Source organism: Streptomyces sp. NPDC101776, assembly GCF_044766845.1.
GTDB lineage: Bacteria > Actinomycetota > Actinomycetes > Streptomycetales > Streptomycetaceae > Streptomyces.
Genome location: NZ_JBIWMV010000008.1, coordinates 154,675 through 166,903 on the forward strand (window position 1 = coordinate 154,675; position 12,229 = coordinate 166,903).

Below are 12,229 nucleotides of genomic sequence, written 5' to 3' on the forward strand. Positions count from 1 at the left end.
TCCCGCTCTCCCCGAAGGAGGTGTGCAATGAGTCTCGTCAGTTCTCTCAAGAAAGCCTCCGGCTCCCTCGACGACTTCAAGTCCAAGGCGTCCGGTGCCGGTACCGCGGCCAAGGGGATCGGCAGCAACAGTCAGAAAGGCGCCGATCAGCTCAAGGCCCTCAAGACCGCCGCCGACGGTTCCGGCAAGGAGTTGAAGGATCTCAGGACCGCGTCGGACCAGGCCGAGAAGTCCCTCGGCAAGGCCGGCAAGACCGGTTCCAGCGCCGGCACCAACCTCGGTAAGTACGAAACCGGGGCCGGCAAGGCTGCCAAGGGCCAGGACAAGATGAACAAGTCGATGAAGGGCAACTTCTTCGGCCTGCTCATGAGCCTGCTCCAGCCGCTCATCTCGAAGGTCATCGACATGGTGACCAACTCGAAGACCATGCAGAAGGTCCTGAAGCAAGCCTTCGAAGTCATCAAGTCCGTGATCAGCAACGTCATGAAGGCCATCGAGCCGATCATGAAGAACGCCGGCAAGCTGATCAAGTCGGTGTGGAGCGGCATCAAGACGGCGATCACGAACATCGTCAAGGCCGTCGCCACGGTCATCAGGACCTACGTCAACGTGTGGAAGTCCATCATCACCGGCGTCCTGAAGGCGATCAGCACGGTCGTCTCCAACGTCTGGAGGGGCATCAAGGCCGTCATCTCGCCGGTCGTCAGCTGGGTCAGGTCCGCGATCCCGGACGCCTTCCGGGCCGTGAAGGACCGGCTGTCCAGCATCTGGGGCGGGCTCAAGGGAATCGCCGGCCAGGCCTTCAACGGCATCAAGGGCGCGGTCCGCGACCCGATCAACGCCGTCATCGGTCTCATCAACCGCGCGATCGGCGCTCTCAACGGCATCCACGTCTCCATCCCCGGCTGGGTGCCGATGGTCGGCGGCAAGACCTTCGGCGTCAGCCTGCCGAGGATCCCCGCGCTGGCCACCGGCGGTGTCGTCATGCCCCGCTCCGGCGGTGTCCCCGCGCTCCTCGCCGAGGCCGGTGAGGCGGAGGCCGTACTGCCGCTCAGCAAGCTCGACCGGCTGCTCAGGACAGCGGCCTCGCGCGGGCGGGCGTACGCCGGGACGTCCGGCGCCGACGGCAGCGCGCTGCACATCGAGCACTACTACGCGGCCGAGACCAGCAGCCCGCAGCGCACCGCCGACGCGCTGATGTTTCTGGCGAAGGCACGCGGATGAGCGGCGCGGTCACCGCCCTGCGCAATCCGCTCGCCGGTGCCGCCCCCGTCCTGCGCTCCTTCCGGAGCAAGGTGGAGCAGACCCAGACCGGTCTGCGGTCCCTCACCGAGCGCGTCACGGGCGCCGCCGCCGATCTCGACCGCGTCACCGCCCCCGCCGCCCAGGGCTCCACCGCCGTCCAGCAGCTCAAGACGAACGCCGACACCGCCGCGCGTTCCGTCACCAGGACCGGTCAGGCCGCCACGGGTGCCGTCTCCGGCATCAAGTCCACGGGCATCAGGGGCAGTTCCGCCAAGAAGTCCCTCGGCAGGCTCAGCACCGGCCTCGGCGGTGTCTTCGCCGTGGTCGGCACTCTCATCGCCGCCTCAGGTGTCCTCGGCGGACTGCTCGACACCTTCGGCACCGCCATGACCATCGGCTCCGGCGTGATGATCATCGTCAACGCCCTCACCCGCGCCAACCCCCTCGGCTTCGTCCTCGGCATCCTGCTCCCGCTGGCCGGCTGGCTGCTGGACATCGCGCTGAACTCGGAGACGGGGCAGCGGCTGATCGACCAACTGGCCACGCTGGTACTGAAGTACGTCGAGAGTTACCTGACGATCCTCGGGCCGGTGCTGAAGCTCATCGCGAGCGCCGTGAACACCTACGTCACCGGCTATCTCACCCTGATCACCACCACCCTCTCCGTCCTCGGCACCGTCATCGGCACCGGCTTCGCCGCCCTCAAGGCGCTGACCACCGGCGACACCCGGGCCCTCAGCGGCAGGGTGTCCGCGATCTGGAGCGGGTTCAAGAACGCCGTGAAGCCGGTGCTGAACTGGATCACCAAGGAGATCCCGGCCGGGTTCACCCGGGTCAGGACCGCCACCTCCAACACCCTGCGCGCGATGGGGCAGTTCGTCACCACCGGCGCCCAGACCGTCGCCGGGGTCGTGAAGGGCCCGATCGAGGGGCTCGTGGCCTTCGCGAACTGGGTGATCGACGGGCTGAACAAGCTCAGCTTCAGCATCCTCGGCAAGAAGTTCGGCGTGCATCTGAGCAAGATCCCGATGCTCGCGGAGGGCGGCATCGCTGTCCCCGGCGCACGCACCGGCCGCGTCCTGTCCCTCACCGCCCTGGAACGACAGCGCGGCCGGGCGGCCGCCAGAAGCGCCCGACCCGCCCACCGCATCAGGGAGTTCCACGAGAGCAACGGCACCGGCGCCCACGGCACCGCGGCCGACCTCCTCTTCCTGGCCTCCGCCCACGCCCACGCGTGAGGCACCCGAAGCCGCAGCCACCGACACCCGCCCACCCCAGTGAGGTGACGGCCCCATGGCCGATCTGACGACCATCACATCCACCACGTCCACCGAAGACGTTCCCCCCGGCTCACTCATCACCCGCGACGGGCAGATGCAGTGGGCCGGACTGCTGCTCGGCCCCGGCACGCCGTACGAGATCGGCAGTGACGGCCTGACCGGATGGGAGGACCTGCCGGACTACGACACGACCGACGCCGACCACCCGACCGCGCACGGCGCCTGGCCGGGCGCGCGCTACGCCAAGCCCCGCAAGGTCGGCGGCTCGGTGTGGACCGTACCGACGAGCGACGACAGCGCGTCCTCCCTCTCCGCGATGCGCACCCTGCGCCAGGCCCTGCTGCTCGGCGACTCCGAACGCTGGCTGGCGGTACGGCTGCACGGCGAGATCCTCGCCGTCCGGGCGCGGGTCAGCCAGCGCGTGCTCGCCGCCGACCGGACGTACACCACCCAGGGCGTCGCCAAGGCGTCCGTGCAGTGGTACGCCACCGATCCGCGCCGCTACACCGTCGACGAGCAGACCGCCGTCACCGGCGCCCCGCAGCCGGAGAGCGGGCTCACCTGGCCGCTGACCTGGCCGCTGAACTGGGGCCAGGCCTCGTCCACCGGTGACGTGGGCGCCGACAACTCCGGTTCCGCGCCCACCCATCCGATCCTCGTCTTCACCGGCCCCTGCACCAACCCCACGGTCACCGACCGGACTTCGGGACGGCGACTGCGCTACGAGATCGGGCTCGCGGCCGGTGACGAGCTGGTCGTCGACACGGCGGCCGGGACCGTCACCCTCAACTCCACCGCCTCGCGCCGCCACACCGCCGCCGCCGACAGCAGCCCCGAGGAACTGTTCGCCTTCGAACCGGGCCGCGCCGAGCTGGCGTTCCGCCCGGACACCTACGACACGGGCGCGCAGCTCTCGGTGCGCTGGCGCTCGGCGGAGTGGTGAGGGCGTGACGGTCACAGCGGCCTGGCTCAGCGCGGGCGACCAGACCCGCCAGGACACCCGGCTCACCCTCTCCGGCCTGCTCACCGTCAACGCCGGCGCGGCCGAGAACATCCCGCTCAAGGCGCGCGGCGGCATCGTCCCGGGCGGGTTCGCGCTCACCGGCGGCGCCGGGACGATGACGTTCACGATCGGCACCGGGCGGGCCTTCGTGCAGAGCGGGCGGATCCTCCAGGGCACCTACCCGGTCGCGGTGACCGACCCGGAGACCCTGACCGTGCCGGCCGGCGACGCCCAGTACGGCCGGATCGACCTGGTCGAACTCGCCGTGCTGGACGACGAGTACGACGGCACGGGCACAACTGCCGTATTGGTACGGCTCGTTCAGGGCACCCCGGCGGCCACGCCCACCGTGCCGGGCACCCCGAACGGCAACGCCCTCCCGCTGTACCGGATCGCGGTGCCGGCCGGTGCCTCGGCCGGAAACGGCGGGCTCGCCTGGGACACCGCGGTCACCAACCTGCGTTATCCGACAGCGGCGTTGGGCGGCATCGTGCCCGCGTCCGGCTTCAACGGCGCGTACGCGGGCCAGTACCGGGACACCCCGGGCACCTTCCAGCGCTGGGACGGCTCGGCGTGGGTGTCGTACCCCAAGGCGGTCGGCGGGATCGCCCCGATCGGCGCGCTGAGCACGGGGAGTTACACCGGGCAGTACCAGGAGAACGCGGCGGGGTTACTACAACGCTGGGACGGGGCCAACTGGCAGTACGCGGAGGGCCGTTCGACCATCCTGCTGAGCGTCGAGCAGACCACCGCGCAGTCCGTGGCGACCGGGACCTGGACGCAGATCACGCTCCAGACGACGGACGTCGACGACGTCACCGGCTGGTCCGGGTCGAACAACTACACCGTGCCGAGGGCCGGTTGGTGGCGGGTGGACTGCGCCCTGACCTGGTTCAACGAGTCGACCACGGGCTCGCGCGGCGCCCGGATCTATCAGAACGGCACCGGAGTCCCCCGCGCCACCTGGCTGATCGGCGCCGGCCCGGGCGCGACGAGCGTCGGCGGCGGCACCCTCCTCAAGTGCGCGGCCGGCGACAAGCTCGCGCTGTACGGGCTGCAGAACTCGGGTTCCACGCTCACCACCCTGGGCGGCTCCGGCTACGCCACCAACCTCACGGCCGAGTGGCTCCGCTCCTGAACTCCGGCCCTCACACGGCCAGTTACTCCCTCCCCACTCCACCCCGCCCACCACAGGAGACCCGCACATGAACCTCCGCAGCTCATGGGTGGCCGAGACCGGTCAGACCCGCGAGGACACCCGACTGACCCAGCTCGGCGCGACCACCCCCGCCAACCCCCTCGAAGTCCGCTCCGGCATCCTCCCGGGGTCCTACGACGGCCTCAACCGGATGTCCGGCTTCTGGATGGAGGGCGCCTCGGGCGCGATGACGGTGACCGTCCACGAGGGCCGCGCGGTAGTCGCGGCCGGCGCCACCCGGGGCGCCTACCCGGTCACCCTCCCCGAACCGACCCCCCTGGCCTTCGCCGACGGCGACGCGACCAACCCCCGTATCGACCTCGTCGTCCTCAGGATCTACGACTCCCTCTACGACAACTCCGGCCAGACGAAGGCCACCCTGGAGATCGTCAAGGGCACCCCGGCAGCCACCCCGACCGCTCCCCTGGTCCCCGGCACCGGACTCGCCCTCTACCAGGTCAAGGTCGCCGCGGGCATCAGCGCCGGCAAGGGCGGCATCAACTGGAGCACCGACGTCACCGACCTGCGCACGCCCGTCGTCGCGGTCGGCGGCATCCTGCCCGCGTACGGCGAGACCGGCAACGGCGCCTACCCGGGCCAGTTCCGCGACTCCGGCGGCGCGCTCCAGCGCTGGGACGGCTCGGCGTGGGTGTCGTACCCCAGCGCGCTGGGCGGTATCGCCCCGGCCGGCGCGGTCACCACCGCGAGCTACACGGGCCAGTACCGGGACACCTCCGCCGGGGTGCTGCAACGCTGGAACGGCACGACCTGGGTGTCCTACCTGCCGGCGCCGACCTGGACCGACTACACACCGGTGTGGGGCGCCGAGAACGGCACCGCGCCGTCGATCGGCAACGGAACGCTGGCGGGGTCGTACACAAAGCTCGGAACGGTCGTACACGTCCGGATCTATCTGAAGATCGGTTCGACGACGAACCTGACCACCCAGGACACCAACGCCAACTGGACGTTCCGGCTTCCGGTCCTGCCGGTCGCCACCCCCGTGTGGAAGCTGGACGGCCGGGTCCTGAACGCGGAGTGCTTCGACTCCTCGGGCAACCTGCTCTACCAGGGCAGCGGCCTGCTCGCGGTGACCGGCAGCATCGGCTACGTCCGCTCGATGCGCGACACCCTCGCGGTGAGCGGCGACATCTGGGACAAGACGGCCCCCGTCGCCTGGGGCACCAGCGACGTGCTGTCCATCCACGGCACCTACGAGTGTGCGCCGTGACCGTCACCTCCGCGTGGCTGTCCCCGGACGGCCAGACCCGGGCCGAGACGCGCGCCAACCAGATCGGCGCGCTCACCCCGGTCACCGACATCAAGGGCCGCTCCGGAGTCCTGCCGGGCTCCGAGGGCGGGGTCTACCGCGTGACCGGACTGTGGCTGGCCGGCACCACGGGCACCATGAGCGGCACGGTGAGCGTGGGCCGGGCCGTCGTCCAGTCGACGATCGCCCGGGGCGCCTACCCGGTCGCCGTCACCGACCCGGTCCCGCTCACCTTCACCGACGGCGACGCCCTGTACGGCCGGATCGACCTGGTCGTCCTGCGGATCTACGACGACGAGGCCGACGGCTCCGGCCGCAGCGAGGCCGCCGTCGAGATCGTGCGGGGCATCCCGGCCGCCGTGCCGGTCGCGCCCGCGGTGCCGGACGTCTCGCTGCTGCTGTTCACGGTCGCGGTGCCCGCCAACACCAGTACGGGCAGCGGCGGTATCGCCTGGACCACCGCGAGCACCGATCTGCGTCCGACGACCGTCCCGCTGGGCGGCATCCTGCCGACCCGCTCCGACGACACCGCGGCGGGCGGCTACCCCGGCCACTACCGGGACATCACCGACACCCTCCAGCGCTGGAGCAGCTCGGCCTGGGTGCCGTATCCGAAGGGGCTCGGCGGGATCGCCCCGGCGGGCGCGCTGACCACCGGCGGCTACTACGGGCAGTACCGGGACAGTTCGGCCGGTCAGCTCCAGCGCTGGAACGGCACCGCCTGGCAACCGGCTGTACCGGGGCCGGTGTTCGCGCAGTCGCTGGACGCCGGCTACACCACGTCGACGACGTACACGGCCGCGCTCACGGACACCGCCGTCACCGCGCTGACGCTCAACTTCACGGCGCCGCCGTCCGGTTCGGTGATCGTCAACCTCGGCGCACGCGTCTACACGACGAGCAGCGAGACCACGACCGCGCACATGTCCCCGCAGGTCGCCCTCGGCACCACGGTGGTCTGGGCGGCGGACGACGAACGGGCCGCGTCCGGTTCGGGCGCCGTGAGCAAGTCGGTCTCGACCCAGCTGCGGCTCAACTCCCTCACCACGGGCTCGACCTACACGGTCACCGCGATGCACCGCTCCACGTCGTCGACCGTCACGTGCTGGTTCGACACCATCTACCTCCGCGTCGACCCGATCGCCTGACGCCCCATCAACTCCCCTCCTCCCGAATGGAGTCCGACCATGCCCGTACGCTCCGGCTGGCTCTCCCCCGACAGTCAGTCCCGTGAGGACACCCGGCTCGTCTCGCTCGGCGCCCTCACTTCGACCTCGGCCGTCCAGGTCCGCTCCGGCATCCTGCCGGGCTCGGCCACCGGCCAGTTCCGCATCAACGGTTTCACCCTGACCGGCACCACCGGCACCATGAGCGGCACCGTCAGCCCCGGCCGCGCGCTCGTCCAGTCCACCGACAGCCGGGGTGCCTACCCGCTCGCGCTGACCGAGTACGAGAACGTGACGTTCGCGGACGGCGACGCCCTGTTCGGCCGGATCGACCTGCTCGTCCTGCGGATCTACGACGACGTCTACGACGGCTCGGGCCGCACCGAGGCCGTCGTCGAGATCGTCCGGGGCACCCCGGCCGCCACCCCGGCCGTGCCCGCCGTCCCGGATCTCGCGCTGCCGCTGTACGAGGTCGTCGTGCCGGCCGGCACGAGCTCGGGCACCGGCGGCATCCCCTGGACCACCGCTCTCACCGGCCGGCGCACCGCCACGGTCGGTGTCGGCGGCATCCTCCCGATCACCACCGACACCGCCAACGGCTCCTACCCCGGCCAGTACCGCGACCTGAACGGCCAGTTGCAGCGCTGGAGCGGTACCGCCTGGGCCGACTACCCGGTCCTGCCGACCTGGCAGAGCTGGACCCCGACCTGGACCACCACCACCGGACTGGCGACCCCGTCCTTCGGCAACGCGAGCCTGAGCTGCCGGTATGTGAAGTTCGGGACGACCGTGCACCTGAACTTCCAGATCGTCTTCGGCAGCACCACCTCCTTCGGCACCAGCCCCACCATCAGCGACGGCTGGCGCTTCTCGCTGCCGGTCTCCGCCGCCGCGACCCGTATGTCGATCGGCTTCGCCGAGATGTCGGCCAACACCGCGAACAACCGCGTCATGGCCCGCATCTACCCCTCCGCCACGGGGACCTTCGAACTCGTCACCGCCTCGGGCCAGCCGACCGCCGTCGCCCTCGCCAACACCGGCGGAGTGGACTCCCTCACCCCGTGGACCTGGGCGAGCGGCTACACCATCTTCGGCTCGGCGACCTACGAGGCCGCCGCATGACGACCGTCAACACGCCCTACCGGGCGATCTTCTGCGATCTGCGCACCGACAGCACGATCGACATCCTCCCCCTACGGGACGTCACCGTCGACGACTACATCGGCAAGGCCGGCTCACTCTCCGGCACCGTCCCCGTCCCGGACGCGGCGATGGCCGCCCGGGTCCGCCGTATCGAGGAGGGCCGCACCTCGGTCTACCTCCAGCGCGGCAACGACCTGTGGTGGGGCGGCATCGTCTGGACGAGCACCCTCCAGAGCGACGACCAGGGCGTCCTCACCCTCGGCGTCCAGGCGGCGACCTTCGAGTCGTACGCGGGAAGGCGCCTGATCCGGGCGACCACCCCCGAGTACGACCCCGACTACGAACTGGCTCTGACCGGCGACCAGTTGGACGTGGCCCGGGCCCTGTGGACGGACCTCCAGACCGCGCTCCCCGGCGGCGACATCGGCGTCAGCTACGGCACCGAGGCCTCCGGGGTGACCCGCGCGGCGAGCTACCGCGACGGCGACGAGACGGTCTATCTGGACGCGCTGGACGCCCTGGCCGCGCTGGAGAACGGCTTCGAGCACTACATCTCGGTCTACACGGACCCGACCACCGGCGCCCGCGTACGCCGCCTGCGGCTCGGCAGCCCGAGGATCCTCACCGGGGCCACCGACCTGGTGATGGACCGGCCGGGCGCGATCCTGTCGTACTCCTTCCCGCGCGACGCGACCCGCGGCGGCACCACCGACCGCGCCCGGGGCGCCTCCACCAACACCGACCAGGCCAGCGAGTCCCGCCCGCTCTGCTCGACGGTCGCGGTGGCCGACGACCTGATCGGACAGGCGGGCTACCCGCGCATCGACCTCACCTCGGACCACAACGACATCACCGACGCGAGCACCCTGACCGCGCTCGCCCGCACCGAACTGGCCGCGGCCACCGGCGCGGTGGTGATCCCCGAGATCAGCGTGCGCCTCGACGACCTGGTTCCGGCCGCGCTGATCGGCCGGACCGTCCGGATCCGGATCACCGACGAGTGGTACGCCGAGGGCCTCGACACCCGCTACCGGATCATCGGCGTCAAGGTCAGCCCCGCCCAGCGCGGCCGCCCCGACACCGCCGACCTCTACCTGGAGGAGGTCTGATGCCCCAGCTCCCCGAAGACATCATCGACCGGCTCACCCAGATGGAACGCCGCATCCAGCAGCTCTCCACCGCCGTCAACACCCGCCCCGCCCTGAACACGGTCTCGGGCGGCACCCTGGAGGTCGGCCCGGCGACCGGGTCCCCCGTCTTCAAGGTCGGCAAGTGGCCCGGCACCAACGAGTACCGCGTCGAACTCCGCCGCCAGACCGGCCAGTTGGCGCTGAGCATGTACAACGGCGACGGCACCGCCGGCTCCCTGCAACCCCTGCGCCTGTACGACAAGGCGGAGCGCGAGATCGTCTCCGACGACATCGGCACCGGCGGCCTGGCCCGCCCCTGGCTGAACATGCTGCCGCCCCAGGACGCGAACACGGCCCGCTGGCCGCAGACCTCCCTCACCACGATGACGACGATCGCGATGTCCTACAACGTCGTCTGGCAGCCGAAGATGCGCCTGGTCATGAACACCCGCGCCAGCTCCGGCGCCACCGGCTCCGTCCAGGTCCTCGTCAACGGCGCCCAGTGGGGCAGCACGGTGGCCGCCGGCACGGACTTCATCTACGAGGCCCTGATCAGCTCCGACTTCGGCTCAGTCTACGGCACCCAGCTCAAGGTCGAGGTCCAGGCCCAGGTCACCAGCGCCTCCGGCACGGTCTACGCCAACCCCATCCTCATGTACGGCCGCCAGACCTGACGAAAGGACACCACCCATGGACATCGACACCACCCAGCCCTGGGGCCTGGCCATCGACTTCGCGGGCCGCGCCACCATCGTCGAGGCCGGCCACACCGTCTACGTCAACGTCTCCGACAGCAGCTACAACAGCATCATCGCCCCCGACTCGGTCAGCGGCACCTACGCCCCCGTGACGGTGGCCGCCCAGTTCACCGAAACCGGCGCCAACGGCTCCGCCATCCGCGGCAGCGCCCGCACCACGATCATGCCCATCGGCACAGCGATGGTCGTCCCCGACCAGACAGCGATCCAGAACGTGGTCGCCGCGGCCCTGGCCAACTTCGTGGACAACACGGCGGCCTATACGGCGCTGAGCGCCAAGTGGACACCGGACGACGGGGGTTCGGGCGACGACGGAGGGGATGGCGGTTCCGGGGACGGTGAAACCCCGGACAGCGCAACCCCCTAAGGGGCGCGAGGCTGCATCGAACATGCGGCTGCCGCCACGCGGACACGCCCAACCCTCTCAATCCGCCCCACCCCAACCCCCTAGGGGCGCGAGGCTGCATCGAACATGCGGCTACCGCCGCGCGGACGCGCCCAGCCCTCTCACCCTGCCCCACCCAAACCCCCCAGGGGCGCGGGGAACTGCGCGACCAGCCCCCACCGAACCCGCACACCGCACACAACCCGAGCCCCCACCCCCGGCCCGGGTTTTTTCATGCCCACCCCCAACCCCGAAAAGGCACCCCATGGCCACACCCCTCTCCCCCGACGCCCTGATCACCGCACTCCGCAAAGAGGGCGTCACCGTGATCGAACACCCCGGCTGGCGCACCAACAACCGCAACACCAAGGGCAGTTGGGGCCCGGTGAACGGCGTGGTCATCCACCACACCGTGACCACCGGCACCACCGCCTCAGTCAACCTCTGCTTCAACGGCCACTCAGAACTCCCCGGCCCCCTCTGCCACGGAGTCATCGCCAAGGACGGCACGGTCCACCTGGTCGGCAACGGCCGGGCCAACCACGCGGGCAGCGGCGACGGCGACGTACTGAACGCGGTCATCGCCCAGAGCGCCACCCTCCCCGCCCCGAACCAGAACAACACGGACGGCAACGTCCACTTCTACGGCTTCGAGTGCGTCAACCTCGGCGACGGCAAGGACCCCTGGCCGGCAGCCCAGTCGGACGCGATGGTCCGCGCCGCGGCCGCGCTCTGCCGCGCCCACGGCTGGAACGCCCACTCCGTCATCGGCCACAAGGAGTGGACGAACACCAAGATCGACCCGCGCGGCTTCACCATGGCCGACTTCCGCACCCGGGTCGCGACCCGCCTGGGCACCGAGGTCACACCCGGCAAGCCGCCCACCCACCAGCCCTTCCCCGGCGCCGACTGGTTCAGGAAGAACCCCAAGTCCGCGATCGTCACGGCGATGGGCAAACGGCTCGTGGCCCTCGGCTGCGGCGCGTACACCTCCGGCCCCGGCCCCCAGTGGACCACCGCCGACAAGGCCTCCTACGCCAAGTGGCAGCGCAAGCTCGGCTACACCGGCACCGCCGCCGACGGCTGGCCGGGGGCCACCTCCTGGGCCGCGCTGAAGGTCCCGTACAGCTCCTGAGCTCCACAAGAAAGCGAGGTCACCCATGTCAGAGGCCGCGAAGCGCACCCTCCGCACCGCCGTCCAGACCGCCGTCGGCCTGTGCGTCCTGCTGCCGACGGTCGTCGCAGCCGCCGGCGTGTCCGAGACGATCCCGTGGGTGGCCGGCGCCCTGGCCGTCGCCGCCGGGGTCACCAGGGTCATGGCGCTGCCCGCCGTAGAGGCGCTGCTGCCCGCGTGGCTGCGGACCGGAGGCGCCGATGAACGACACTGATCCGAACGACGCGATGACCGTCGCCCTCGAACTGGAGCGGCTGCGCGGCTCGTTGGAGGCCGGGTTCGCCCGGGTCGACGGCTCCCTCGCGCTGCTGGTCCAGCGCAGCGACCAGACCGACAAGCAACTCGCCGATCACGAACAGCGGTTGGACGCCCTGGAGCGCTCCCGCTGGCCACTGGCGAGCATCGGCGCGCTGGCCGCCGTAGCGACGGTCGTGGTCACCGGTCTGGAGATCACCGCACGCTGAGACAACGCCGAAG

At 70.8% G+C, this 12,229-nt stretch carries 13 protein-coding genes; all 13 read left to right on the top strand.

Annotated elements, in window-relative coordinates; genetic code table 11:
* The first annotated feature begins 27 nt into the window (after positions 1-27).
* The 13 genes from ACIRRY_RS25330 (at position 28) to ACIRRY_RS25390 (ending at position 12,216) form a co-directional block, all read left to right on the top strand.
* Positions 28-1,224, top strand: a complete 1,197-nt coding sequence (locus tag ACIRRY_RS25330) for a phage tail protein (protein WP_403976634.1) — start codon at positions 28-30, stop codon at positions 1,222-1,224.
* Positions 1,221-2,483, top strand: a complete 1,263-nt coding sequence (locus tag ACIRRY_RS25335) for a tape-measure protein (protein WP_403976636.1) — start codon at positions 1,221-1,223, stop codon at positions 2,481-2,483. The genes ACIRRY_RS25330 and ACIRRY_RS25335 overlap by 4 nt, the downstream gene beginning before the upstream one ends.
* A 55-nt stretch (positions 2,484-2,538) precedes the next feature.
* Positions 2,539-3,468: a phage distal tail protein gene (locus tag ACIRRY_RS25340; protein WP_403976638.1), complete on the top strand. Its 930-nt coding sequence runs from the start codon at positions 2,539-2,541 to the stop codon at positions 3,466-3,468.
* Positions 3,469-3,472: 4 nt separating this feature from the next.
* Positions 3,473-4,666: a hypothetical protein gene (locus tag ACIRRY_RS25345; protein WP_403976640.1), complete on the top strand. Its 1,194-nt coding sequence runs from the start codon at positions 3,473-3,475 to the stop codon at positions 4,664-4,666.
* Between the two features lie 67 nt (positions 4,667-4,733).
* The gene (locus ACIRRY_RS25350; protein WP_403976642.1) at positions 4,734-5,957 is read left to right on the top strand and encodes a hypothetical protein; all 1,224 of its coding nucleotides are present in this window, start codon (positions 4,734-4,736) and stop codon (positions 5,955-5,957) included.
* Entirely contained in the window at positions 5,954-7,144 is a 1,191-nt protein-coding gene (locus tag ACIRRY_RS25355; protein WP_403976644.1) for a hypothetical protein, read from the top strand. Before ACIRRY_RS25350 ends, ACIRRY_RS25355 begins: the two co-directional genes overlap by 4 nt.
* A 39-nt stretch (positions 7,145-7,183) precedes the next feature.
* Positions 7,184-8,284, top strand: a complete 1,101-nt coding sequence (locus ACIRRY_RS25360) for a hypothetical protein (RefSeq protein ID WP_403976646.1) — start codon at positions 7,184-7,186, stop codon at positions 8,282-8,284.
* Positions 8,281-9,414, top strand: a complete 1,134-nt coding sequence (locus ACIRRY_RS25365) for a hypothetical protein (RefSeq protein WP_403976648.1) — start codon at positions 8,281-8,283, stop codon at positions 9,412-9,414. The genes ACIRRY_RS25360 and ACIRRY_RS25365 overlap by 4 nt, the downstream gene beginning before the upstream one ends.
* On the top strand, positions 9,414-10,109 hold the full coding sequence (locus ACIRRY_RS25370) for a hypothetical protein (RefSeq protein WP_403976650.1): 696 nt from the start codon (positions 9,414-9,416) through the stop codon (positions 10,107-10,109). Before ACIRRY_RS25365 ends, ACIRRY_RS25370 begins: the two co-directional genes overlap by 1 nt.
* A gap of 16 nt (positions 10,110-10,125) precedes the next feature.
* Positions 10,126-10,560, top strand: coding sequence for an ATP-binding protein (locus ACIRRY_RS25375; protein WP_403976651.1), 435 nt, complete (start codon positions 10,126-10,128; stop codon positions 10,558-10,560).
* Between the two features lie 283 nt (positions 10,561-10,843).
* Positions 10,844-11,713, top strand: coding sequence for a peptidoglycan-binding protein (locus ACIRRY_RS25380; RefSeq protein WP_403976653.1), 870 nt, complete (start codon positions 10,844-10,846; stop codon positions 11,711-11,713).
* Between the two features lie 25 nt (positions 11,714-11,738).
* Positions 11,739-11,966, top strand: coding sequence for a hypothetical protein (locus ACIRRY_RS25385; protein WP_403976655.1), 228 nt, complete (start codon positions 11,739-11,741; stop codon positions 11,964-11,966).
* Complete coding sequence (locus ACIRRY_RS25390) at positions 11,953-12,216, top strand: hypothetical protein (protein ID WP_403976657.1); 264 nt, start codon at positions 11,953-11,955, stop codon at positions 12,214-12,216. Before ACIRRY_RS25385 ends, ACIRRY_RS25390 begins: the two co-directional genes overlap by 14 nt.
* Positions 12,217-12,229 lie beyond the last annotated feature (13 nt).

Excerpts from the sequence above, each read along its gene's own strand:
- ACIRRY_RS25330 (WP_403976634.1), top strand. The coding sequence starts at position 28 with ATGAGTCTCGTCAGTTCTCTCAAGAAAGCCTCCGGCTCCCTCGACGAC.
- ACIRRY_RS25335 (WP_403976636.1), top strand. The coding sequence starts at position 1,221 with ATGAGCGGCGCGGTCACCGCCCTGCGCAATCCGCTCGCCGGTGCCGCC.
- ACIRRY_RS25340 (WP_403976638.1), top strand. The coding sequence starts at position 2,539 with ATGGCCGATCTGACGACCATCACATCCACCACGTCCACCGAAGACGTT.
- ACIRRY_RS25350 (WP_403976642.1), top strand. The coding sequence starts at position 4,734 with ATGAACCTCCGCAGCTCATGGGTGGCCGAGACCGGTCAGACCCGCGAG.
- ACIRRY_RS25360 (WP_403976646.1), top strand. The coding sequence starts at position 7,184 with ATGCCCGTACGCTCCGGCTGGCTCTCCCCCGACAGTCAGTCCCGTGAG.
- ACIRRY_RS25365 (WP_403976648.1), top strand. The coding sequence starts at position 8,281 with ATGACGACCGTCAACACGCCCTACCGGGCGATCTTCTGCGATCTGCGC.
- ACIRRY_RS25370 (WP_403976650.1), top strand. The coding sequence starts at position 9,414 with ATGCCCCAGCTCCCCGAAGACATCATCGACCGGCTCACCCAGATGGAA.
- ACIRRY_RS25375 (WP_403976651.1), top strand. The coding sequence starts at position 10,126 with ATGGACATCGACACCACCCAGCCCTGGGGCCTGGCCATCGACTTCGCG.
- ACIRRY_RS25380 (WP_403976653.1), top strand. The coding sequence starts at position 10,844 with ATGGCCACACCCCTCTCCCCCGACGCCCTGATCACCGCACTCCGCAAA.
- ACIRRY_RS25385 (WP_403976655.1), top strand. The coding sequence starts at position 11,739 with ATGTCAGAGGCCGCGAAGCGCACCCTCCGCACCGCCGTCCAGACCGCC.
- ACIRRY_RS25390 (WP_403976657.1), top strand. The coding sequence starts at position 11,953 with ATGAACGACACTGATCCGAACGACGCGATGACCGTCGCCCTCGAACTG.